Below are 23,476 nucleotides of genomic sequence, written 5' to 3' on the forward strand. Positions count from 1 at the left end.
TGAACACGTTCAGGGGGTGTGCGAGGCCCGACCTCATACGGTCGAATCCGGCCCGTTCGTTACCGAGCCGGTTTCGGTGTGCTTGTGGCCGTTGTAGGCCGCAAGGAGGGCGTTGAGGCTGTAAGGTGTCGATGCGCTGCGTACCTGCACGTCGTGGCTCACTTTCACGATCGGCGCGGTCAGCTGAATCTCGCTATCCGCCGTGACTTCCAGCTTGTCGCACTTGATGCCCACGATGCGACCGGCCTTCAGGTGCACGCTGCAGTCGGGCTCGGTCAGGTGATACAGCGCCACCTCGCCGGGCGCGACCTGGACGCGATAGGCGCCGTGCTCGCTGGCGATGACCACCGACTGGGCGGTCTTGCCGCCGATCGGCAGCAGGATGACCGGTGTGCCCGGCGGCAGGCCGCTCGCCAGCCCGGCCTGCTGCATGATTTCGATGTCGGCCAGGCGCTCGTCGGCGAGGCCTTCGGCGCGCGCCAGCATGGGGCCGCCGTTCGTCCGGTGGCGGTAGCTGCTCAGCACGCCGCGAAATGCCTGACGGGTCGATGCCAGCGCGCGGCCGATCTCGCGGCGGATCAGATCAACGGGCTGCATTCGGTCTCGCCTCCTTCACTTCCCGCCAGCTGTCATTGCCGCACTGCGGGCAGACCCACACGAAACGTCCCGGACGACTGCCGGACTCCGCGTAACGACGTCGGGAGCGACGATGCACCAGGCCGCAGCCGGCACACTTCACCAGCAGGTTCTGGTCGGGCAGGGTCATCGGGCGGCTTCCGGCTGGCCCGAGATATCGAGCACCACGCCCGGCCCGGCGTTGCGGCCGCGACGGTGGCGGCGCTTGTGCGGGTGGGCATTCACGATCCACACGCCATCTTCCTTCAGCGTCAGCTCGGTAATCGTGGGCTGGCCACGGCCGCCGCGGAGGGTGCGCGCCATCAGGAAGTAGATGCCTTCCAGGCCGTACGGCCGGCTGCGCACCGCCACACGCTGACCGGGCCGCCAGGGCAGCCCATGCGCCGCTGAGCCCGGCGCGTTGATGCGGTGCCCGGGCACGAAGGCCTTCAGTTCCCAGCGCGCCAGGCGCGAGTCGAGGGTGAGCTTGCGTGCGCGCTCGCGTGCGTGCGCAGGGGTATCCGACTCGTGGTCGACCACGATGCGAGGCCGGTAGCCGCGCACGCTGGGGTCGGTGTAGGTGGCCTTCACGCCGGCGCGCGCGACGCGAAGCTCACCGCCGCCGTGGGTCTGGGCCAGCACGGTCACTTCGCTGTGCGACAGCGCCAGGCTATCGACCAGTTCGAGGTCCAGCGCGTTGTTGCGGGCGCCGTCGAGCTCGTGCACCAGCGTGGCCACCGGTGCGGCGGTGTAGTCCGGGCCGCCGACCACCAGCGTGCCGTCCGGTTCGAACCACGGCCACAGACCGTTTGCCTCGGCAGCATGCGCGAGCGCGTCCCAAGCCGTGTCGCCGGGCTCCACGCTCACCTTCTCGCGGCGCAGCGCGTTGTCGGCATCGATGCGGATCTTCGTGACACCCAGCGGCTTCACAATCTTCGCCACCACCTGGTCGAGCGTGAGGTTCTGGCTGGTGAAGACCGGGGCCGAGCAGTCCAGCAGCAGGCCGGAGTTGTCGCGGCCGTCGATGGTGAGCTGCACTTCGCCCTTGCGGGTGCGCAGGCGCACCGTATCGACCCGGCCGACCATGAGCGGGTCATCGCCGAGGCGCAGTTCGCACGGCTCACCGGAGCGCACGGCCGCCGGAATGCTGCGGGCGTCGTCCAGCGCCAGCGAAACCGACCAGGCGTCCGCCGGCATGAGCAGGTCGCCGTCGACCTCGTAGCGGAGCCAGTCGGCGTGCGCGAGGCCGGCCAAGAGTAGGTTCACCCGTTCGACCGATGCCATCAGAACCTCGTTTTCCGCGCTCTAGAATCCAGCATCACAAGAATCTCTAGGGATGAGGCGATGAGGCAGGAAATGCGCGACCGCTCGGAATCCGGCGTGTGGTTCTGGACGCTGCTGGCGTTTGGCTTCGTTGCGGCAACGTGGTGTGCGACCTGGTACTTCCTGAGGAATCAGGAGCAAAGAGGCACTTTTGGAGATATGTTCGGCGGGACCAACGCGCTTTTCACCGGACTTGCATTCGTCGGTGTCATCGCCACGATCCTGCTGCAAAGGCTTGACCTGAAAAGGCAAGCTCAGGAACTTCAGGAGACGCGCGAGGAGTTTCGCGGGCAGCGCAAACAGCTGGAGCTTCAGAGCGCAACGTTCTTGCTGCAGAGGTTCGAGGGCACCTTCTTTCAGCTGTTCAACCTTTATGTGACGATCGCCGACGCAACCCTTAGACGCGAGCCGACAGCGCGCAAGGGCAACCTGATGGAACTCACCAGGATGCGGATGAATAGCGAGATCCTGGCCGAGATGAGCGCGCACGAAACTTTCGAGGACTGCGTTTCTGCAGCCTACCGAACAGTGCTCAATGACCGTACATTTGCCTTTCTTCCAAGGTACTACCGGGCCCTCTACAGCGTGCTCAGCTACGTGGATCGCAGCCAGGTCGACGATCCGAGGTTCTACGCCAACCTCATCCGCTCCGAGTTCACCGAGGACGAGTGTGTGCTGCTCGCGTATATCGGACTGACCGATATCGGCAGAGCAAAACTGAAGCCGCTGATCGAGAGGTACAAGCTGCTCAAGCATGTGCCCAGCCAGTTTCTTTTCGATCACCAACCACTGTTCAAGGCGTATCACCGGAGCGCCTTTCGTAACGACCTGCCACCTATTTTGAGTAAGCATTCAACCGGCACCCTTCTCGAAGAATGGGCTGCTTCGCAGCAGAAGGGTTAAGCCGCGCCAGCTCCTCCCACCGCGCCTGGTCGCCGTACCACCAGTGCGCCAGCAGCTGCAGGTTGCCGTCGGCGGGCACGGTGCGCTCGATCAGCGGCGGGCGAGCGACGATGACGGCCTCGGCCGCGGCCTGGACGGCGGCGGCCAGGTCGCGCAGTGCCTCACCCACCTGGTAGGCATCTTCCAGCGGCAGTACGGCGCGGGCGCTGGTGATGGCGGCCTGCAGGGCTTCGCGGGTCTGCGCGGCGACGGTGGCCAGGTCATCGGGCGTGAGCGTGCCGGCGTCGCTCTCCAGCTCCAGCAGCGCACCGGCCGCCTCGGCCAGTGCGATCGCGCGTTCGCGCTCCACGTGGTCCAGCGCCAGCAGCCGGGCCTGCACCGTGGCCGGCACGTCAGTGCGAGCCAGCGCAGGCAACGGGCTGTGTGAGATCACGGGCCGCGCCAGCGCGCCCGAGCGCGCGTCGCTCGGAAACAGCGCGCGGCGCACCAGCGACCAGCCCGAGAGCGAGCCGCGCAGGCGATCGAGCGCGGCCGAGGGGGCATTGGTCACACCGGTGATCACGGTCGCAATGTCGCTGCCCCAGCTCGTCGGGTAGGTCAGCGCATCCATGCCGGCGGTAAGCACGCCCTGCACGGTGCCGCGCACCTGGCGGGTGATGGCGTCCAGCTGGCCGAGCACCGCCACGCGATCGCGCAGCGCGGTGAGCTGCCCGCGTACAGCGCTCATGGTGCGGCCGAAGGCGCCCAGGCCGACGTCGCGTGCGGCCTGCCCGGAGGTGCTGACCGCCTGGGCGCTCTGCCGGGTGCTGGCGCGCGCGAAGAACACCACCGGTTGATCGCCTTCAACGAAGCGGATCTGCACCTCGCACGCGTCCGGGTGCTCCGCGTCGTGGCTGATCTCGTAGTCGACGACCTGCGCACGCGACACGACGCCGAAAACCGGATGCACCAGCTCGCCGTAGCCGCCGGCGGACAGCGCTTCGAGCAGGCGCTCCAGCCTCACCAGGTAGTTGTCGCCGTAGATCACGGCGGCGACCGACATCTGCCGCGGCCCGGCGCCATGATCATCGATCTGCGCGCCGTCCCTGTACGGGAACTCGTACTGCACCAGCGCGCGCTGCACCGCGTCGCGCGTGGTGCGTACCTCGAAGGGGATGCCGCGGAAGCTGGCGTCCTGCAGGTTGTCGGCCCAGCTCATTGCCGCCTCGCCTGCCGCGCGTTGGTGTCATTCACCTCCGCGACCAGATTGCCGTTCTCGACGCGCACATTCACGTCTACAGCCCGGCGCGCTTCGTCGCTGCCGAAGAAGGCCATCAGGCGCGCTATGCCTTCGCCGATGGCGTCGCCGACCGCGGTACCGGTGACCAGGTTGTCGTTGATGAGCGTGCCCACGCCATAGCCGGCGGCGCCTGCGGCGAGTACGCCGCCACCCGCGGCGGCCGCGGTACCGGCGCTCGCGCCCCAGGCCGACAGGGGCATACCGCCGGCGAGCACCGCAGCAGTGCGCAGCCGGCCGGCCGTCGCCGCTGCGGCAGCGCCGGCGCCGGCGGCTGCAGCCGCGCCACCGCCGCGGGTGAGCACGCCGACGCCCGCGGCAACGCCTGCCGCAGCGGCCAGCGCCGTGAGCGCAGTGGTCGTTGCGATCACCGCCGCAGAGAGGTTCGGAAACTCCTGGATCAGCGCCGCCGTGCGCTCGGCCAAGGCACCGAGCGACGGGTTGATGCGGTCCAGCGCGGTCTGCATCGCATTCGCCTTCTCCGCTGCGAGCAGCTCCGCCTTATAGCTCGGCGACTCCGCCATCAGGGCAAAGGCATCCGCGCCGGTACCGCGCGCATTTCCGAGCTCGCCACGGATGCCCTGCATGCTGTCGCGGTTGCCCAGGATGCCGACCAGCGCCATCAGCGCCTGGCGGTCCTGCACGACCTTGCCGATGGCGCTGCCCTGCAGCAGGTCGGCCATCGATTCCATGGCCGCGCGCTGATCGTCGCCTTTGGCGTTACGTGCGCGGTCGCGCGCGGCGATGTAACGCTTGTCGCGGCCGGCGACCTGGTCCGTAAGGTTCACGAACGCATCGAGCGCGTTGGTGCCCTTCGCCCGCGCGGCGGCCAGCGAGCCCGAGAGGTCGATGCCCAGCTTCTTGGCGTCGTTCGAAGTGTCCTGGCTGTTGATCTTGGCCAGCAGGTTCACCAGGTTGTTGCCGGCCTCATCGCGCGAGCCGGCCGTGGTCACCGCAGCCTGGTTCGCAGCCAGCAGCGCCGCAAAATCGCCCGCCCCACCCATGCCCAGCGTGCTGGCGGCGGCCATCTGCTGCGGCAGCCAGCGCGCCATGTCACGCAGCTCGAAGCCACCGAGCTGGCCGGCACGCATGGCCATGTCCAGCGTGTCGCTGGTGTTGCCCATGCGGAAGTTCTGCCGGGCCCGGATCGCGATGTCGGCGAGTGCGCCGGCGTCGGCGGCCGAGGCGGTGCTGAAGCGGTTGAGCGTGGGCAGTTCGGCGATCGCCGCCGCCGCGTTGTACTGGCCGCTGGCCACCAGGCGATCGAGCGTACCGAGAGTGCCCTCGCGCGTGCCGCCACCCGCACGGATCGCAGCCATCACACCGGTGTTGACCTGCGCCATGCCGGCGCGGCGGGCGTCGATGCTCTGGCCGGCATAAGCGGTGTTCGCCACGTTGCGCAGCTGCCGGTCGTAATCCATGCCCTGGCGGACCGGGTCCGCCAGCACCGCGCGGCCCGCGGCCAGCCCTGCAGCCCCCTGCCCCCAGGCGGTGACCGCCCGGCCGATGCCGCGCGTGAGCTGCTCGATCCGTCCGGCGGCTGCGGCGGCTTCGGTACCGATGGCGCGAAACCAGCGCGGCACGCGGTCATTGGGCCGCAGGTTGCCCAGGTTGCGGAACTGCTCGACCACGCGCGCCGCCTGCTGCGCGGCGCCCTTGCCCTCGCGGCTGGTGCCGGCCAGTGCGCGCTCGACCGTCTCCAGCGCGCGCTTGGCGTTGGCGCTGCCGCCGTCGCGGTAGCGCAGCGTGAGGTTGATGACCTGGTCAGTCATGTCGGGTCACCTGTTCCATGTCCAGTGGCGCGGGCGTGCAGCCGCTGCTTCCAGTTGCGGCTGCGGGTCGGCACGGCCTCGGCCTGCGCTTGCGTGCTGCCCGGCGGCCGGGTGCGGGTGAGCGTCGCCACCCAGGCTTCGATGGCGGTGCGCTCGGCGCTGCGGATCTCGTCCAGGCGAAAGCCCCGGCCGACCAGCGCCAGTTCGATCAGTCGGAACTCGGCGAGGGCGCGCTCTCGCCTTTCTGCTTTTTTTTGATGACCTCGGCCGCGTTCCGGATGAGCGTCATGTCGTCCGGGTGCAGCAGCTGGGCCAGGCGTTCCAGCGGCGGCGGCTCGGCGCCGTCGATGCTGTCGATCTGCGCCAGCAGCTGCGCGTCGTCGATGCGCATCTGGTAGGCGATACGCCGGCCGCCGGTCATGTCTTCCGGCATATCGACCGCGGCCACCGCCTCATACACGTCCTGCAGCGTCGCCTGGCGCATCACCACCACTTTTGCGGTGGCCGACCAGGGCGCGAGGCCGTACTGCAGTTCAACGGTTTCGGTCACGAGATTCATCGCTTACTCCCGCACGTAGTCGAGGGCGAACATCGACAGCGAACGCACTGCCTCGCCATCTACGCGGTAGGCGGCGCTCACCGAGGTGCATGCGCAACCCAGGTAGCTCTCGCGCTGATCGTCGTGGCCTTCCGGGTAGAGGGTGATCTTCGCGTCTTCGATCGTGGCCCAGTCGGGCTCGCTGCCGTCGAGCGGGATCGCCACTTCGAGCGAAAGCTCGAAGGTGGTGAGCCCCTGCGCGTGGCCGCTGATGCGCTTCTTGCGGTTCATGGTCGCGACAGGCTTCTTGCCGGTGCTGCGGCTCGCGTTGAAGCTCACCACCTCGATCTCGCGGCCATCGACCGTCATCACGATGTGGCCGACAAACTTTTCTGCCATGGCTGTGCTCCGGTGGTCAGAGGCGCTGTTAGAGGATCAGGTCGATCACGGCTGCGATGACGTGCAGGCCATTGACCACGTCGGTCGGGATGCGGATGTTCACGCGGCCCACCTCCTGGCTGTCGAGCTCGACGATGATGCCGGCCAGATTGGCCCGCACGTTCTCGACGATCTCCAGCTCTTCAAGGCGCAGCAGCACATCGATTACCTCGCTGCGGATATCGCGCAGCACTCGCGCCGTGGCCTTCTCGCGGGGGAATCGCGCGGTGATGCGCTGGCGCATCGCGAAGCGCACGTAATCGAGCGTGCGGATGGTGGTGATATCCAGCCAGGCCGGGTCGGCCACCGCCTGGGCATTGACGGTGTAGGTCGACACGGCGCGCACGATGCTCACGCGCTCGCCCGGATTCACCTTCAGCGGGGTCACGCCGTTGTGCAGGCAGTTCTCGATCTCGGTGCGGCCGGGCCGGCTGGCGATCGGCGGCACGGCCAGACCCACCAGCTCAAGACCGTTCAGCGGGCGCGCCGGGTCTTCTTCGAACGCGGCGATGGCGGCCACGGCCGCAGCCGTCTCCCAGGGCAGCGAGGCACTGCCGGCGAGCCAGGGCACCAGCACGCGTTCATCGTTGATGCCGGCCGCCAGCGCCACGGCAGCGCCGTAGGTGCCATGCGTGGCCACGACGCCGATGGCGCCGCGCTGCTCCAGCGCGTTGCCCACCAGTTCGAGGTGGTCGCGCAGCTTGGTGAGGTTGGTCGAGTCCGTCCAGGGCATCACCAGAATCTCGTCGCCTGCGGACTGTATGGCGGTGAGCGTGGCCGCGACGTCCGGGTTCGTCGCGCCGCTGGCCATGGCCACGATGGTCGCGGTGATGCCGGCCACGCCGGTGAGCGTGGCAGCGACGCTGATGTCGTTACCCGGCGTGCCCTTGTTCTTCGCGGTGAGCGTCACGACGGCAGACACCACGCCCGCAGTGACCGGCAGATCCGGACGGGCATCGAGCGTAGCCTTCAGGTCGGCGGCCACCGCGGCGGCCGCATCGCCAGACTCGACCAGGATGTCGACCTGCTGCGCGCCCACCCGCACCGACAGCGTGCCGGTGCTGGTGGCGGTGCCTGCGATGGTCACCGTGCCGGTCGCCGCCACGCCGCCCGCGTTGTCGGCCACGCCGATGGCGGTGAGATCGACATACGGGTTGGCCCTGAGCAGCGCGCGCGCCATCAGGTGCAGATGCGAGCCGGCGCCGAAGTAGTCGGCGGCCTGCGCGTCGGTGAATACCTGAGTCGGCACGCCAGCGGCGACCGAGCCAGACGCCAGGCGGCCGCCGATCAGCCGCACCGTCTGCCGGTTGTTCGGCAGATTGCGCAGCGCCAGGCGGCTGTTGAACTCGATATAGGTGCCGGGCGTGCGGATGCTGCCGGGCACCTGGTCAAACGAGACATTGGGGCTGGCCATCGGTTACTCCTTCGCTTTCTTGGCGACGGACTTAACCGGAGCGGCGGCAGGTTCAGCGGCTTCGGCCGGCGGCGCGGCAGCGTCGATGAGGTCACCGGTGGCGAGGAGTCGCTCGATGTGCGGCGTGCGCGCGATCTCGACCGGCTCTGCGCCGGCGGGCGGGTAGTGCTTGCGCGGGTTGGTTTCGCGCGGCACCAGGCGCTCGGGGGCGCAGGTGACGCGGACAGTGGCTTGGGACATGGGCGCCTCCGGGGCGATGTGGCTCTGCGGTGCAGGAGCCCACATCGTCCGCGCGCGCGCGAGGTGCTGGGGGGATGAACGAGTTCAGAGGGGGGGGCTTCTCATCAAGACATACACGTGCGATCGTTATTCAAATCTCAATCGTGGGGTAGCGCGCATTGACCACGCAACGGCTGATAGAACAGGTTAAACGCCAGCTCACATACATCGAGCGATCTTGCAGGATCTTCGACAGCGGCGACCGCGATGAGGCAATTCGTATTGCGACTCATGTGAGAACCCTCTTTCACAACACAAAAAACACGAAATCACTAATAAGCTATTTTCATCGGCCGCACCTACATCTTCTTTCCACCATAGAAGCGCCAAGCGGAATACCCTACATACTTTTAACTGGCAACCTATCAAAGCTTTCAGTTGAATTTAAAGATGGATGTATTGTCGGAATCGAATCAACCCCCTACCTGCAATCAGAGGCCGACGCGAATCACCGCCTCGTCCCTCTACATCAATGGTGGAATGAACAGGTGTATGTAATAGACGGCCAATCAATATCTCGCTCAGATATCGTATTATGGGCCGCAAACAAGGATGGCGGCGCACATGTTGATATAGAACTTCCTCAGCTTTACATGAAAATCATCGACGGAATAATTACCATCTCGCACGTTAAGGATGGAGAGATCTGTTCATCCGCCGCGAAAGACGCTCATCTAGCAGATCTTCGACAAATCGGCCACGAGGTATTAAACAGCCCTTGTGTGCAGGCACTCGCTCGATAGCGTTGCAACACAAAAATCTCACGAAATCCATCATTAAAAAATGATTACCGAATCGTCGAATGCGGGTAATCAGTATTTTTGACCATCAGGTCCTGCGCATCATCTACCTCATCCCCCGGCTGCAGCCGGTAGTTGAGCGCGATCTTGGTGATGTCCGGCGCGTCGCCCGGTGCCGGCTCCGGCACCTCGAAGTCGTACCGGGTCGAGATCTCCAGCGCGAGCACTGACAAGCCATCGCGGCCGACGCGGGTGTTGTAGAGGGTGGTGACCCGGCCCGGTTCGAAGGCTTCGCACTCGGCGACCAGCCCGGCGCCGGTCACCAGCTGGCGCACGTCGTCCAGTATCTGGTAACTGCCCGGCTCACCCTGCACGCCGCGGCGGGCAAAGCGCTCGCCACGAGCGCTGCGGGCGCCGACCATCACCGCACCACGCACCGTTGCGCGCCGGGCACGGCGGCCCAGGCGTTCCACGGTCTCGCCGCCGATGGTCACCCACACCGCCGGGAAAGACCGGAACTGGGTCCAGAATGCATCGTCGTCAAACTCACCGCCGTAGCTGCCGATGTGCGCGAGGCGATAGCCGAGGGCGCCGGCAGTCTGAGCGGCCTGGACGCGCGCGATGATCGCGTCTTCGATATCGGCGTAGATGAGCACGTCGACCTCAGCGCCGGTTCGCGCGGCTGAAGGGGTTGGCGGTCACCGGCGAGACGATCTGGGCCTCGCCGTAGTGCGGTTGTGCGGTGCTGCCACCCGAGCCTGAGCCGCTGTTGCCGATGATGCCGTCCGCCATGTCGCGCAGCAGCGCGGTGTAGTACTCGTGCCGCGCCGTGATCGGGTCGTTCTCGATCGTATTGGCACCGGAGAGGTGCCAGCGGGCAATATGGATGCACGCGGCCTGCATGAATGCAGGCTGAGCGGCTGCGATCGCCGGCGCGCGGTCGCCCAGAATGGCGTCGATGTCGGCGCTGGCCAGCGTGAGCGCGTAGTCGATTCGGCCAGTGATTGGCGTGCCAGTGGCCTCGGGGTCGGCCAGTGCGGCGGTTTCCTTGGCGCCGAGGGCGAGCTCGAACTGGGTGGGGGTGGCGTAGGGCATCAGAGGATCGTCGCCGGAATAATTGCCATCTCCTCGATGATCACGTCGCCGGCAACTCCTGATGGGCTCGCCAACGTGTACGGGCGGGCCTTGAACTGTGGCGCGACAGTCGTCGCACCCTCGGGAATCACAATCGCGGGCGTCTCGAATGTGAGGGTCCGACCGATCAATGCCGGGTCAGCACCGAAATCAGCGCTCTGCTCCACCCCGTAAACCTCGCCACCTGAGAACGATGCCTGCAGGTAGAGCATGCTGATATTGACCAGCGCGTTTATGCGCACTCGACATACGCAGCGCACGACGCCAGACCCACCAGCGTTCGCCGGCAGAGCGAATGTTTTACTGGCTGTCAGCTGATTAGAGGTGATGTTCGAGGCACCTGGGATGCTCCAGACGATCCGCTGCTGGTCGTCCGTAGTCTTACTCGCGGTTGCTGTGACTCCAGCATCAGCGATGATCGTATAGCCGGCTGCAACCACAGAGCCGCCTTGCAGGCCGGTCGCGGTACCGCCTGAGCCGGCCAGCCGGGTGTTCGCGGACAGGTCACGGTCCGCGTATGAGCCACCCTCACCGAACAGGCCGTGCAGCGTGTCGAGTGCATAGACTGCGGCACTCACCCGGCGCGATGCGTTGGGGTGTATCCCGTCGGTCGCCCAGCCCGCAAGCGGAGGTCGGCTGGTGACAGCAGTGGCATCAAGCCACGGCGTCGAAAAGTCGATGTACGCCTCGCCCAGATCTTTTTTGACATACGCAAGCAGGCCATCAAAAACGGCTGCGCGCCCGGTGGTGTTGAACGACGTCGACGGAACGCTGGTGCAGATGATCGGCACCGCACCGAAACCTCGCACCAGAGAGACCGCGAAGCGCGTCCAGGCCATCAGCTGTGCAAGCGTTGCATCTGCCGCGATGTCGTTCTCGTACAGATGCAGAGCGACGTAATTCGGTCGCGTGCGCTGCAGTACATCGGCCAGGTCGAACAGCATTTCCCCCAGCCGCGATCCTCCATAGCCATACCCACGCAAGACCTCGACCGGCATGCCGAGCAACATGACCGCAGCGGAGATCGGACCAATGTTCTGACGAATCGGAAATGCGCGTGCCGTCGTGTAAGCGCTGATCGATGCACTGGCGCGGACCAGCTTTGGCAAGGGCTGTGCCAGCGTGACATTGTTACCGGCAGGGGCTCCGGAAACTGTCGTGGCAAACACACTGCCTTCGTACAAACCGACAGCAATCTTCGATCCATCCGTGATACCCGCGACTGATGCGAGCGCCAACACATTTGAGCCGGCATTGGCTGCGGCGGTCGTGTACGTGGTTTGCTGTGCCAGCGATGACGTCGACTGCGATGCAATACTGTTCCCGTAGATCAGTAGCCTTTTCCGGTCTGCGCCCTGCGGGGTGGCGCCTGCAGCGCGCACTACATCTTGAGCTTGTCGCGGGCTGCTACGCAGCGCCGGCCGCCCGAACCGATCCAGCCCGCTCACGACTTCACCTCATAACCACCCGCCTCGACACTCAGCACAGCGCCCGCACCACTTGCCCAGACCTGCAGTTCCGCGCTGTCCGAGACATTCACGCCAAGACGTGCCGCCACGCCCGCACCCAGGGTGTTCAGTGCAACCGCAGCCGGGCGGAAGATGACCAGGCCGTCCTCAACCGTCCAGCTGCCGACCGGCAGCGGGTCGGCCGGCGCGCCCTTGGCGACCGCGGCGCGCAGTTCGAAACCAGTGAGCGGGGAGGCGCCGGTGTTGGCCAGGCGCAGCGACAACACGTCGAGGTTGGCGACCTCGAAGCTACGCACCAGGCTGAGTGCGGCGCCGAGGCCTACGGCCTTGGCACCGCCGAAGTTGTCCACGTATTTCAAGGGCGGCTCCTGATGGTGTGAGGCCGCCTTATGGCGGCCTGGTGTGTCGGGGACGTGATGCGGACTACTCGATGGCGAGCACCGACAGCAGCGGCTCGGCCAGCAGCGCCTGCAGTTGATCGTCGGTCAGCTCATCGGCCGGCACGGCGGTCGGCTCGGGCGGCCAGAAGCGGCCGGCGCGCCAGAGGCCGCGGTCGCGGCGCTTGCATTCGATGACCCAGCCGGAGATGCGCACGGCCTCCCCCCCCTTGATCTCGCTGTCGGGGTCGGCGGTCACGGTGCCGCCCGTGCCCGGCTCGGCGTCGAGCTGCTTGCCCGTCGTCGCGGGCGCGGTTTCGGTAACCGGGTCGGTGGATGCGGCAGGCGCGCCTTCGGCGGCCGCTTCGCCGGTCGCCATCGGGGCGGTGCCGGCAACGGCCTCCGCGCCGGCGACGGGAGCAGCCGGCTTCGTGGTGTCGCCGGCACTGGCGCCCGGCGCCTGCGTGGCGGCCTGCTGGGCGGCGGTCTTCTTTTCTGCGGGGGTCTTGGCCATGCTCTGATCTCCTGTCTGCCCGCCCACTCCGCCGGGTACCTCTTGCCCGGCGGGTGTGCGTACTGGCTCTCGCGGGGTGTATGGGGTGGATCAGGCCAGCCAGGGCACGACCAGGACGTCGACGACGTCGCGGTTGATGTTGGTGGCGCCGTTCGCGTTGCGCTCCGCCTTGACCACGGTCAGCGCGGCTTCGCGGTTGCTCGGGCCGCACACCAGCAGATTGGGCAGCACGCCCAGCGGCTCGCCGGCTTCGTCCTTGAAGGCACCCATGGCGGCGTAGCCGGCATTGAAATTGGTCGCGTCCAGCGCGGCCTTCGAGGCGAAGGCCATCTGCCAGAAGCCGTAACCGACATTGCAGCGGCCATCGGTGCCATAGCGGTACTCGGCGCGGGTGAACACCATCTCGTCATCCGGCTTGACCATCGGGATGAACTCGAAGGGCTTGCGCTCCTGGTAGATGAGCGGCTTGAGGCTGTGGCGGGTATCGAGCAGGAACCACGGGTTGCCGGCGCCCGCCTGCACGTTGCTGACCACGCCCTGGCCCACCGGGTGATCGTTGTCGAAGAAGTACTGGCCGTCGTAGCACAGGGTGGTGAAGCCGTCCTTCAGCAGGCCGAACACGAGCTTGTCCGGGAACTGGCGCACGCGCTGCCCCATGTCCTGCATCAGCGGGGTGTAGATGCCGTACTGGTCATCCTCGATCTTGTCGCGCTTCACGCCGACGGTGAGCTCGTAGCTCTTGTTCTTGATCGTGTAACCGGATTCCGCCAGACCGCGCACCACCCGGTCACCCACCCATTCACGGATCGCCGGCATGTCACCCAGCCAGGCGTAGTCCTCCTGACTGGTGGTGCTGGGCACACGGGTAGCGATCTGGTCCCACTGCGGCGCTACGCCGTCGAAGCCCTTCTTGAACGCGGCCTTGAACCCGGTGAAGAGGTTGCGCAGCACGTTGGCGTCGACGGTGACGCCCAGCAGGCCGAGGCCGGCCAGCGGGCCGAGGTCGCCCAGGGTGAGCGCGGCGGCCGAGGCGTCGGGCACCGGCATGTGGATGATCGCGGCGACGATGGCCACTGCGAAGACGGCCAGCCACAGTGCGGGCTGGCGGAACAGTTGGGCGAGTTTCATGAGGCGGAGCTCCTGGTGGTCGAGGGGGCGATGCGGTTCAGGGGGCGGGTCAGATCTCGACCCAGACGCCGTCGGCGGTCACGTCGCGGATCTTCCCGGCGACCGAGCGCGTGCTGCCGCCGTTGGTGAGCGCCACGGTCTGGTCATCGACGATGTAGCAGTCGGAGCCGACATCCTTCAGCGCGATCAGGTCGGTCGAGGTGCTGTTGGCGAACGGGAAGCAGCCGCGCTTGACCTTGACGGTGATCGCGCTGGCGGCGCCGGCGCTGTTGTCGGCCGTCTCTTCAGCGATGCCGACGCACTTGAGCGTGGTTGCGACCGCGCCCTTGGTGGCCAGGCTGGACGCGTTGATGCAGACCAGCGCGCCGCGGAAGATCTTGGTCGCAGCGGCGACGGGGAACTCGAAGCGGTCCGCGTCGCGCTGGGGGGTGAGGCGTTCTTCGGTGAGGGCGGCCATGTGGGCGGTCTCCGTTGAGGTGATAGAGGCGTCGCAGGGCTCGGCTTACGCCTTGGCCTTCGCGAAGTCGGCCGGGTCCAGACCCATGGCCGTGCAGACGGCCAGCTCGCCGGCATCGAGCTGCGCGGCCCGCCCGCCTTCCGGCTTCTTGCCGCCGGTCTGGGTCTGGCCGGGCACCACCACCGGGGCAGCGGCGCCGATGTAGGCGCGCAGTGCGGCGACATCCTTCTTGCCGAGGTCACGCGCCCAGGCTTCGAGCGCGGGCGGGATCTTCCCGGCCGCCATGGCGTCGGCGACCAGCTTGTCGACTTCACCGCCGGTGACCTGGGCAGTCAGCGCGGCCAGCTGGCCCTGCAGTTCGGTCACTGCGGCAACCGGTACGTACTTGGCGGGGTCGGGGCCGGCGGCGGTCAGCGCGGCCACCTGGCCTTCGAGGGTGGTCTTCTCACCGGTGAGCGCGGCGACCCGCGTCGCCAGTTCGTCGTGCTTGGTCTTGAGGGCGGTCACGGCCGTGAGCGCGGTGGCTTCGGCGGTGCCGGCCGGCAGGCCGAGTGCGGCCACCAGGGATGCGAGCAGATCCATGTCGGGGAACTCCGTGTGTTGGGCGATGAGCGCAGTGAGGGCGGCAGACAACTCCGGCAGCGCGCCCAGGCCGGGGTTGTTGGTGAGGGCGACCGGAAACAGCCGGTTCGGCGTGCCGTCCGGGTCGTAGGTGAAAACCGGGGAGAGATAGCGGTACTCGCTGGCGGCGATCATCGCTGCGGCGCGATCCGTCCAGCGCACGTCGGTGGCCCACAGGCCGGAGCCTTCGCGCCATTCGAGACGGGAGAACCAGCCGGCCGCAGGCGCCGGCACGCCGGCGGTCTGCGCGACCAGCGTCTGGTGCTCGTAGTCGATAACGGTGTCGGCGCCGCGGGCGCCGATCTGTGCGATGAGCCGCGCAGCCGCAGCGGCATCCATGCGCCAGCCGGCCGGCACGTCCTGCGGGCGGCCGCTGCCGTCGGTGGCACGGAAGCGACCGGCCGGCAGCAGCATGATCTCGGTGGGCGCGCGGCCGTCCGCGCCGAGCGTGATGCTCAGGGCGGCGAAACGGGCCGGCGGGACCGGTGCGGAAGGGGCTTTGCGAGGCATGTCGCACATCGTGTGCGACAGGCCGGGAGGCTTACCCCATGAACGGGTTCAGAGGGTCATCACCACGCGCGGCTGCGACTGCGGTCAACGTATCACGACACTCAACCCGGCACCACGACCCTCGTGCGCCCGAAAATGCCCCGTTACTCCCCCGTTACTCGGGCCGCCATTGCGCGATCGGATGTCTGGACGGCCGACGATAGCTGCGCGGGGTAGCAAACGCGCTTGGCGGGGCTGTAAAGCGGCTCAGAATCGATTGCGGCTCAACGGCGCGGGTTTGCGAGCTGATCGCACGGCCGTGCAGGCATTTCGTCACCGGCCGCCCCAAGCAACCAGGCTTGCACCTCCCGCCCCCACTTCAATTCACACTCTTCGCACGTCGCGCACCCGTTTCCGTGGTCGTACCAGTGCATCTCTTCGAGCGTGAGCCCAGCGCCGCAACCTGCGCAGGTCGGCGCGATCGGAATGCGGTCAGCCATCGGTGATCGTCCGCAGCCAGGCCTGCACGTCGCTGTCGATGGCCCTCGCGGCCTCGGGCTGCAGGCGACCGTTCTTGTCCGCCGGCAGGAAGGGGCGGGCCGGGATCTTGCTGCCGGGGTGATTCACCTTCTTCACCACGCGACCATTGAATGCCAGCGCCTTCTTGTAGCGCGGGCGGATGACGTGCGGCGCGGTCTCCCCGCCTAACTGGTGGATCGCCGCATACGCAACATTGCTGCCGATGCGGGCGAAATCATCGCCGTAGTCGCCGAGCACGCTTGCCGCCAGGCGGCCGGAGGCCTGCAGGATCTGCGCACCGGCGCCTCGCTTCGCCCGCGTGGCGGGGTGCAGGCCGAGCCAGGCCGGCCTGCCCTGGGCGGCGAAGTTCGCCTCCGTCTCGCTCTCCAGCGTGCCGGCGATCTCACGCATCAGTTCACGTGGGCGGCGCGTGTTGTCGACCACGTTGCGCAGCGCGGCCAGGGCGTCGGCCGCTTGTATCTCGACTTCAAACATCGCTATCCTCCCGACATCCGTGGTGACCGCTGGGAATCAGACGGCGAGCCAGCGACCGCAGCCCGCAAAGGGCAAAGTGATGGTGGACAGCCGGCCACCCGCCACGGAACCCCCGCCCTTCATCGCACCACCATGACCATGGGCACGAAGCGCTCTGTATCCGTGAAGCGCGCCGCCGGCACCCGGTAGGCATTCACCACCGCATCCACCCGCCCCACCTTCTTCTCCGCGCGCCCCGCTGTGATCGGCAGGAACACCGCCATATCGCCCTCGAGCCAGCGCACGAGCACGATGTTGCCGTGGTCTCGATCCCAGAACACCGCATCGGGCTTTGCCACGATGCCCGGCAGCATGGCGTAGTCGTCCGGCTCCAGCCGGATGCCGCCCGCCTCGTGCCGCGCGCTGTCGGCGTGCAGCAGCTGCTTCTCGGTCATCACCGCCACGCGGGTGGCCCGCGCGTCACCCATGCGGCGGGCGAAGTCGGCGATGCCGTCATCGACGAAGCCGAGCACCTGGCCGACGTGGCCAGCGCGGCGCACCGCCTCGCCACGGCTGCTGGTCACCTGCGACACGAAGTCGCGCCAGGCGCCGGCACGCGCCGGGCTGTTGTTCAACGCCTGCCAGGTCTGCATCCGGATGTCGGGCGACTGGATGGCCTGTACGGTGCGAGCGAGCGCCACGTCGCGGCCCCAGCTGCCGGCAGGCGCGTGGTCGAAGCCGGGGTCGGGGGCGAACAGCTCGCGGGTCAGCGGGTCGCGGTAGCCGGTGACAGCCAGCTTGCCGCGACGCGGGCCGAGGTCGATATCGACCGTCTCCATCTGCCCTTCACCCCGCGACAGCGCCAGGCCCTCGGCCGTCATCTCGTCATCGGTTAGGGCGCGCACGCGGCAACGGCAGTTGTAACCGTTCGGCGGGTACAGCGCCGCCCAGGCCGGATCATCCCATCTGAACACCCGGCCATTCAGGCTGCGATGGCGCGGCCGGGTGCGGTTGTCCAGCACCGCCACATACATCCAGTTCGGCCGGCGGTCGCTGTTCTCCACCATGGCCTTGTACCGCCCGGCCATATAGGCCGCCTGGGTGTTGGTGCGGAACACGGTTTCCAGGTGCCGCGGCCGCAGACCACGGCCCGGCAGGATCTCGCCAGTAGCCGGATCGGTGACGTGCTTGCCCAGCCAGCCCTTCGCGGCCAGCTGCGGGCGCAACGTCTTGAGCCAGTCTTGATACGTGATGCCGTCGGCCACGGCCCGGTCGATCGACGCCCGGATGTCCTGCAGCACGTCGGCGCGGGTCACGGCCGCGACCGAGAACGCGCCGGCACGCGCTGCCGCTGCTGTCTCACGCCAGTCCGCACCGATGCGCATGCCGCGCGAGCGGAAGTACTCGACGGCGCGCTCGGGCGCGAGGTTCATTGCGAGGGAGAAACGGGCTGAAGACATCGCATACCTACTCAGATCGATAACGCCGCGGCGTGTCTGAAACGCGACGACCGCAAATTCCTCAGTAGCGGCTTATTCATAAAGTCATACCACGAAGAATCGCCTGCCAAATTGGGCCACGAGCCAAACAATCGCCCCTCCGACTTGACAATCTCAGACTCTGGGGTAGGGTCTTTATATGAAAACCATACGTCAAACTGCCGCGCTTAAAATCCCAAAACACAAGGAAGAAAATATTTTAGCCAGCTATTGACAACGAAGGAATCGGTTGTATAACAAGTAAGAGTGGCGATTCTCTCAGGCAACCAAAAGGACTTTTAAATGATTAAAGGACTGAGTTTACAAGATATTATTTCAATTGCAGGAATTTCGATCGAGCTAATTAGAATTACCATGCAATCAATCGAAGGATTTAATTCAAATCAAAATAACTGCTGGCATTACCCCTGCAGAAATTGCAAATATAGGAATAAGAGCAAATGGCATCGACTGCGCCGGAAATGCTGTTGCAAATGGTGAATCAGGATATTAAGAACCGATGTTCATGTCACCCATCGCTATGGCCAACCGGGACAGCAGCCGCCCCAGCTCTCCCGCCATGAGCGCGAAATCGCTATCGAAACGCTCGCCCTCATTGCCCGCGTCGTCCTCCTGCTCGGTCAGCACGTCGAGCGGCGTCACGCGCTTGATGGCGAGGGTTTCGGTCAGCACGAAGGAAATGCGCTCCATCCAGGTGAGCGCCAGCCGCGTGCACTGCTTGCCCGCTTCGATGTGGCGGCGCACGTCGTCGGTTTCGAGCGCGTGGCGCATGTAACGGACGGTGGCCTTCGACTGGGTGCTGGCGCGCAGTTCGGTGTCCTGGTCGATGGTGAAACCCTCCGGGGCCTCATCGGCCGCGAGCCAGGCGGTCATCGCGGATACCGGTGACAGCGCGGTCTGCCACGGCCGCGCGCCCAGCTGCTCGACGCATTCGTTCAGCAGCTGCACCGCTTCGTCACCCTTGGTGCTGGTGCCCGAATCGACCACGATGCGACCGGCCGCCGGGTCAATCCAGACGCGCGTGTCGCGCTGCACCGGGAAGGCACGCGGCAGCAGCTCGTTCGTGACCGCGTCCTTCAGCTCGCGCATTTCGCGGCGGCCGGGCTTGTAGCCCTGCTTCTCCTCGACTTCCTGGGCGCGTGCCCGCGTGACCTGGTTGATCACCGCATTCGGCAGCAGCTTCTTCTCGGCGCGCAGCGCCAGCAGGAACTGCCCGCCCACCTCATGCACCAGGCTGTCGTCATCGCGCGGCGAGATCCAGCCGATGCGCTGCAGCTCGACGCTGCTGCCGGGCTGGAACGCCTTGGCCGCCAGCTTCTCGGCAAGCTGGGCGGCGCTCAGGGCGAGCGGTGCAGCCAGGGTGTAGATCTGCAGGTTCTTGAAGAACACGTCGGATTCCTTTCTGATGGTTCAGGCGCTCGCCTCGCCCCACATCTGGGCGGCGAACATCACACTCACCAGGCGCTCTTCCAGCGCCCGGTCGGTCATCTGCGGGTACAGCTCGCCCAGCTTTGCCAGCGCCTCTTCGAAGCCGCCCGCGCCCTCCAGCGCCTCGAACACCGGGGCGAGCAGCTGCTGCATGTCGGCGTCGAGCACGCCGGCCGGGATGGCATCCAGGGCGGCATCGAGCGCGGTCTGGTCGGGGAAGGGGTCGCCCTCCGGCACCTCACCGCGCAGCGCGGCGGGCTTGCCGGTCTTGGCGTCAGGCTGGGTGCCGGGCGGCGGCTCCGGCTGCGCGGGTGCGACGGTGGCGAGCACCGGCTCATCGCCTTCCGGCTGCGGCACCTTGAGCCGGGCATGCGCCCAGCTCGTCGGGATCTGCATGCCGATGGCCACCAGCTTGGGCAGCGCTTCCGACAGCAGCTCGATGTCTTCCGGCTGCTCGACGTCGAACACCAGGCGCGGGCAGCGGCGCAGGCCGTCGATGCCGCCGATGTTCAGCGCCAGCAGCGGGTAAATCAGGTCGCGCGTGAGGGTGGCGGCGATCTGGTCGGTGTCGCTCACCAGGATGTCGTCGCGCACGTCTTCGTGGATCTTGCCCAGGGCGTTCGTGCTGGTCTTGCCGTCTGCCTGGCTGGTGAGCGTGCCGCCCAGGATGGCCTTGGACTGCGCCTTGTCTGCCCACTCGACCATGCGCAGGTGCAGCGGCTGGCCGCTGCCGCCACCGGTGAGCTCCTTGATCTCGACTTCCATGTCCGCCGGCATGATGGCGCGGGCGTCGTGGCCGAGCGCGGTCACGGCGCGCAGCAGACTGCTCTTCTCTTCGCTCGATGAACCGGGGTAGTACTTGCCCAGGATGAAGGGCAGCCCGTAGATCTCCAGCATTTCGGCAAAGTCGCCGACGCCGTAGGCCTTGTACAGATAGGGCCACGCGAGCACGCGATGCAGGCCGAGCCGGCCGATGTAACCGGTCTTGGCGCGCTTGCGGGTGTGCATGATCCAGCCGAAGGGCTGCGGCACCGCCCCGTCTGCGCTGTTGTCGCGCAGACGCAGCTCACGGCGCGCCTGGTCGAGCTGGAACCACGTCTGCGGCCGGGCATGCCACTGCGGCAGCCATTCACGCCCCTCGACGCGCCACTCCAGTTCGATCGGCGCAAAGCCGTGGCCGATCGCGTCCATCATCGCCAGCAGCAGATCCTGGAAGCCGCCCAGGTCGCGCAGCACCTCCTCGACCCACTCGGCGGCCTTCTTCTCGGCCGCGGTGGCGTTGCGCGGCGGCACGATGTCCCACTCGACGGTCTGGATCGCCATGCAGCGCTTGCCCATCTCCGCGGCCAGATGCGCGTCGCGCTCCATCATGTCTTCGAACAGCTCGTGCTGGCGCAGCAGGTTGCCTTCGTCCGCCTCGCGCAGGATGGCAGTGAGCCGCGCCGGCGACAGGCCGGCCGAAATGCCGTGCTGGATCCACTCATGCGCCAGCGTGCCGATGCCCGCCGTCTGCGGCTCGCGAAGGGCCTTGGTTTCGATTGGCTGCCCGTACTGGTCGAGGATCTTCATGCGCCCTCCAGTGCCGGAGCCGGGCCGTTCGCGCCGACACCGCGGTTGAGCTGCGCATCGGCGCCAGATCGGTGACCGCGGGCGAAATCGAGCCAGTCGGTTTCCGACATGCGCTTCTTGTCGTTCCTGCTGGTGGTCTTGATCTCCCGCAGCGACGGGTAGGTTTTCGCGAGGTAGGCGTCGAGCGTTTTCTGCTCGTCCTCAGGCAGCGCCAGCGCCTCGGCCTTCGAGACCGCGGAGGCGACCCAGCCATGGCAGAACAGATCTGCCCGTCGCGTCTTGGTCGTTGGCCGGCAGCGCCGCAGCACCGTCTTGATGTGCTCGGCGCGCGCCCGCTTCACCTGGCGCAGCAGTACCTCGAAGCAGTACTTGGCTACCTCGTAGCGGGCGCCCGTGCCGATGAACACCCACTGACCTCGGTGATCTGCCCATGCCGCGCCTACGGCGAAGAGCGACTGGCAGCCGAAAACAGCCGCCGTCGCGGCGGCAAGCCTCGCTTCCCATTCGGCCGGCCGCGATGCAGCGCCCGCCTTCGCGCGCATCTCGCCGGCGGCGGATGCAAGCACGTCGGTGTCGCTGATGCCGTGCTTCTCCATCAGTGCGCGCGCCTGGCGCAGGGCTGCAGCCGCCTCGTGCTCGTTGCTGGACGCCGACAGCGCCATGCACTTGCGGATCTTGTCGAGGATCTTGTCCTTGTCGGTCACGGTTACATCCTCCGGGATTCGGGTTGCGGGTGGTCGTCATCGCCGCCACGCCCGCCGCGGCTGGCGGTCGGTGCGCCCTTGCGTGCGACGGTCTGCAGCTGGTGGCCACCGCCGCGGGCGACTGAGATCACCCACAGCAGCCAGAGCGCGCACAAGCCGTCGTAGTGGTGGCCGGACTGTTTCTCGGGCCAGCTGTCCAGCTCGGCCAGCAGCTGGGTGAGCGCGGGGTTGAACACGATGCGCGGTTCGAGCGCGTCGGTGACGAAGGGCTCCAGCGAGTCGATGCGCACCTCGGGGGCGACGGTGGCCGGCAAGCCGACCAGCGGCAGCGGCACGCCGGCCTGGATGCCGGCACGCGCGAAAGTGATGCGGCTGTGCTCGAAGGCGCCGTTGTTCTCGAAGGCGATCGCCTGGGCGCCATACTCGCGCTGGAACTTGATCAGGTCGGATTCGAGCTTGGACGGAACGCGCCGCTTGATTTCGGCGAACTCCACGTGCAGCCGCGCGCGCTGCTTGTCATAGGCGCCGCCCAGGATGGCGGACGGGTCAGACGTTTCGCCGCGCCCCATTGACGGGTCGCAGCCGCCAAACAGCAGCCACTGCGCCAGGCGGCCCACGTGAAAGCGGACCGGCGAAAACACCTTGTCTTCGTCGCTGCGCGGCTCGCCCTGCATTTCAGTACCGAAGGCCTTGGGCGCCTTGGCACGCTGGCGCATGAGCCAGAACAGGCCACGCACCGCCGGCCACGATACGACCGCGCCTTCGTCCATGGCGGACTTGTTCGCCTGGTAGAACTGGAAGGACGGCAGCTCCGCCTCGGGCAGCACGCGGCCATCGGTGCCGGCCGCTTCCTGGGCGCGCAGATCGTCGGTGAGCATGAGCGCCTGGCACTGTTCCCACAGATCCATGCGCGCTGGCAGATTCACGATCGCGCGGAAGTGATGGACCATGTGCCCGATGGTCCGCTTGGCGCGGCTGATCGGGTCATCCTTGTCCAGCACCGTGCCCACGCCCATGTACTTCACGCTGCCGTCCGGCGGGCCAAGGTAGTCGATGGCCTTGGTCAGCCAGGTCCAGCGGTTCTCGCGCTCGGTCGGGCTCTTCGCTTCGCTGTCGGTGATGAGGTCATCGCCCAGCAGCAGCTTGGGCCGGCTGGCGCCGTGGAAGGTGCCGCGGATGGCCTGCTCGGCGCCGAAAGGCTCGACCTTCACGCCCGTGCGGGTGACGAACTCGCCCACCTTCCACACCGGCCCCTTGCCGCAGGCCTCGGGGAAGTCGAGCGCCAGCGCGGCATTGAAGGTGAGCTCGGTCTTCACCACTTCGAGCAGCTTGGTCGGCAACTTCGTTTCAGCGCCGAGCAGGATGATGTAGTCGATGAAGGACGGCAGCGCCTGCCCCTCCGGCCAGCCGGTCTCGGCGCGGATCTCGGGCCGCTGCAGCAGGCCCTGCACCGCGCACCAGGTGGGGCCGACCTTGGTCAGCAGCGACGATTTCGCCTCGCCGCGCGGCGCGATCCACCACTCGGTGGCGCCGCCGGCCAGCTTCAGGATCTGCGGGAAGCGCGTGCAGAAGTGTTCCTGAAAGATCGATGGCTCGCCGCGCACGTGGTGCGGAAAGTAGGTGTATGCGAAGAACCTGAAGTCGCCATCGACCAGCACCCGGCGCCGGCGCTCACGGCGCGCGGCGGGCGACGGGTCGAGGCCGGACTGGTGGGCCGCGATATCGGCCTTGAGCCGGGCCGACAGTTCGGCCAGCTCTTCCAGGAAATCCTTCTCGGACGTCTGCTGCGCGGCCAT

At 67.0% G+C, this 23,476-nt stretch carries 23 protein-coding genes; 1 reads left to right on the forward strand and 22 read right to left on the reverse strand.

The genetic code is table 11. The features are described from left to right. Window positions 1-33 precede the first annotated feature (33 nt). Together METUNV1_RS08505 and METUNV1_RS08510 are read right to left on the reverse strand one after the other, a co-directional pair. Window positions 34-597, reverse strand: coding sequence for a phage baseplate assembly protein domain-containing protein (locus tag METUNV1_RS08505; RefSeq protein WP_008060795.1), 564 nt, complete (start codon window positions 595-597; stop codon window positions 34-36). A 165-nt stretch (window positions 598-762) separates the two neighbouring features. Next, window positions 763-1,899, reverse strand: coding sequence for a phage baseplate assembly protein (locus tag METUNV1_RS08510; RefSeq protein WP_008060800.1), 1,137 nt, complete (start codon window positions 1,897-1,899; stop codon window positions 763-765). A 72-nt stretch (window positions 1,900-1,971) separates the two neighbouring features. Between METUNV1_RS08510 and METUNV1_RS08515 the strand changes: the two genes are divergently transcribed. Continuing rightward, the gene (locus tag METUNV1_RS08515) at window positions 1,972-2,841 is read left to right on the forward strand and encodes a putative phage abortive infection protein (protein WP_157257854.1); all 870 of its coding nucleotides are present in this window, start codon (window positions 1,972-1,974) and stop codon (window positions 2,839-2,841) included. Here the strand turns inward: METUNV1_RS08515 and METUNV1_RS08520 are convergent. From METUNV1_RS08520 to METUNV1_RS08615, 20 genes are all read right to left on the reverse strand, one after another. Further along, the gene (locus METUNV1_RS08520; protein ID WP_008060805.1) at window positions 2,774-4,039 is read right to left on the reverse strand and encodes a DNA circularization protein; all 1,266 of its coding nucleotides are present in this window, start codon (window positions 4,037-4,039) and stop codon (window positions 2,774-2,776) included. The genes METUNV1_RS08515 and METUNV1_RS08520 overlap by 68 nt on opposite strands. Further along, window positions 4,036-5,889 (reverse strand): phage tail tape measure protein, encoded by a 1,854-nt coding sequence (locus tag METUNV1_RS08525; protein WP_008060806.1) that lies wholly within the window; start codon window positions 5,887-5,889, stop codon window positions 4,036-4,038. The genes METUNV1_RS08520 and METUNV1_RS08525 overlap by 4 nt, the downstream gene beginning before the upstream one ends. A 208-nt stretch (window positions 5,890-6,097) precedes the next feature. Further along, complete coding sequence (locus METUNV1_RS08530) at window positions 6,098-6,448, reverse strand: hypothetical protein (RefSeq protein ID WP_008060808.1); 351 nt, start codon at window positions 6,446-6,448, stop codon at window positions 6,098-6,100. A 3-nt stretch (window positions 6,449-6,451) separates the two neighbouring features. Continuing rightward, on the reverse strand, window positions 6,452-6,826 hold the full coding sequence (locus METUNV1_RS08535; protein ID WP_008060809.1) for a hypothetical protein: 375 nt from the start codon (window positions 6,824-6,826) through the stop codon (window positions 6,452-6,454). Window positions 6,827-6,854: 28 nt separating this feature from the next. Further along, window positions 6,855-8,279 (reverse strand): phage tail sheath C-terminal domain-containing protein, encoded by a 1,425-nt coding sequence (locus METUNV1_RS08540; RefSeq protein WP_008060811.1) that lies wholly within the window; start codon window positions 8,277-8,279, stop codon window positions 6,855-6,857. A 3-nt stretch (window positions 8,280-8,282) separates the two neighbouring features. After that, window positions 8,283-8,519 carry a hypothetical protein gene (locus METUNV1_RS08545; RefSeq protein WP_008060812.1) on the reverse strand — a complete coding sequence of 79 codons (237 nt, stop codon included), beginning with the start codon at window positions 8,517-8,519 and terminating at the stop codon, window positions 8,283-8,285. A gap of 826 nt (window positions 8,520-9,345) precedes the next feature. Beyond that, window positions 9,346-9,954, reverse strand: coding sequence for a phage protein Gp37 (locus METUNV1_RS08550; protein ID WP_008060813.1), 609 nt, complete (start codon window positions 9,952-9,954; stop codon window positions 9,346-9,348). A gap of 7 nt (window positions 9,955-9,961) precedes the next feature. Further along, window positions 9,962-10,393 carry a phage protein Gp36 family protein gene (locus METUNV1_RS08555; RefSeq protein WP_008060814.1) on the reverse strand — a complete coding sequence of 144 codons (432 nt, stop codon included), beginning with the start codon at window positions 10,391-10,393 and terminating at the stop codon, window positions 9,962-9,964. Next, window positions 10,393-11,880, reverse strand: coding sequence for an SGNH/GDSL hydrolase family protein (locus METUNV1_RS08560; protein WP_008060815.1), 1,488 nt, complete (start codon window positions 11,878-11,880; stop codon window positions 10,393-10,395). Before METUNV1_RS08560 ends, METUNV1_RS08555 begins: the two co-directional genes overlap by 1 nt. Next, window positions 11,877-12,260: a hypothetical protein gene (locus METUNV1_RS08565; RefSeq protein WP_008060816.1), complete on the reverse strand. Its 384-nt coding sequence runs from the start codon at window positions 12,258-12,260 to the stop codon at window positions 11,877-11,879. Before METUNV1_RS08565 ends, METUNV1_RS08560 begins: the two co-directional genes overlap by 4 nt. Window positions 12,261-12,324: 64 nt before the next feature. Continuing rightward, entirely contained in the window at window positions 12,325-12,792 is a 468-nt protein-coding gene (locus METUNV1_RS08570; RefSeq protein WP_008060817.1) for a hypothetical protein, read from the reverse strand. Window positions 12,793-12,882: 90 nt separating this feature from the next. Then, a complete protein-coding gene (locus tag METUNV1_RS08575; protein ID WP_008060818.1) occupies window positions 12,883-13,920 on the reverse strand; it encodes a Mu-like prophage major head subunit gpT family protein in 1,038 nt (345 codons plus the stop codon). A 49-nt stretch (window positions 13,921-13,969) separates the two neighbouring features. Then, complete coding sequence (locus METUNV1_RS08580) at window positions 13,970-14,377, reverse strand: hypothetical protein (protein WP_008060821.1); 408 nt, start codon at window positions 14,375-14,377, stop codon at window positions 13,970-13,972. Between the two features lie 45 nt (window positions 14,378-14,422). Then, the gene (locus tag METUNV1_RS08585) at window positions 14,423-15,508 is read right to left on the reverse strand and encodes a phage protease (RefSeq protein ID WP_051165250.1); all 1,086 of its coding nucleotides are present in this window, start codon (window positions 15,506-15,508) and stop codon (window positions 14,423-14,425) included. Window positions 15,509-15,979: 471 nt separating this feature from the next. Beyond that, on the reverse strand, window positions 15,980-16,501 hold the full coding sequence (locus METUNV1_RS08590; RefSeq protein WP_008060824.1) for a phage virion morphogenesis protein: 522 nt from the start codon (window positions 16,499-16,501) through the stop codon (window positions 15,980-15,982). Between the two features lie 119 nt (window positions 16,502-16,620). Beyond that, window positions 16,621-17,940 (reverse strand): phage head morphogenesis protein, encoded by a 1,320-nt coding sequence (locus tag METUNV1_RS08595; RefSeq protein ID WP_081471345.1) that lies wholly within the window; start codon window positions 17,938-17,940, stop codon window positions 16,621-16,623. Between the two features lie 528 nt (window positions 17,941-18,468). Continuing rightward, on the reverse strand, window positions 18,469-19,368 hold the full coding sequence (locus METUNV1_RS08600) for a recombination-associated protein RdgC (protein ID WP_008060828.1): 900 nt from the start codon (window positions 19,366-19,368) through the stop codon (window positions 18,469-18,471). A 21-nt stretch (window positions 19,369-19,389) separates the two neighbouring features. Further along, entirely contained in the window at window positions 19,390-20,976 is a 1,587-nt protein-coding gene (locus METUNV1_RS08605) for a DUF935 domain-containing protein (protein WP_008060830.1), read from the reverse strand. Then, window positions 20,973-21,680 carry a DUF2786 domain-containing protein gene (locus METUNV1_RS08610; RefSeq protein WP_008060833.1) on the reverse strand — a complete coding sequence of 236 codons (708 nt, stop codon included), beginning with the start codon at window positions 21,678-21,680 and terminating at the stop codon, window positions 20,973-20,975. The genes METUNV1_RS08605 and METUNV1_RS08610 overlap by 4 nt, the downstream gene beginning before the upstream one ends. Before the next feature lie 2 nt (window positions 21,681-21,682). Beyond that, on the reverse strand, window positions 21,683-23,476 hold the full coding sequence (locus METUNV1_RS08615) for a hypothetical protein (RefSeq protein WP_008060835.1): 1,794 nt from the start codon (window positions 23,474-23,476) through the stop codon (window positions 21,683-21,685).

The sequence above is a fragment of the Methyloversatilis universalis FAM5 genome, from assembly GCF_000214035.2.
GTDB classification, from domain to species: domain Bacteria; phylum Pseudomonadota; class Gammaproteobacteria; order Burkholderiales; family Rhodocyclaceae; genus Methyloversatilis; species Methyloversatilis universalis.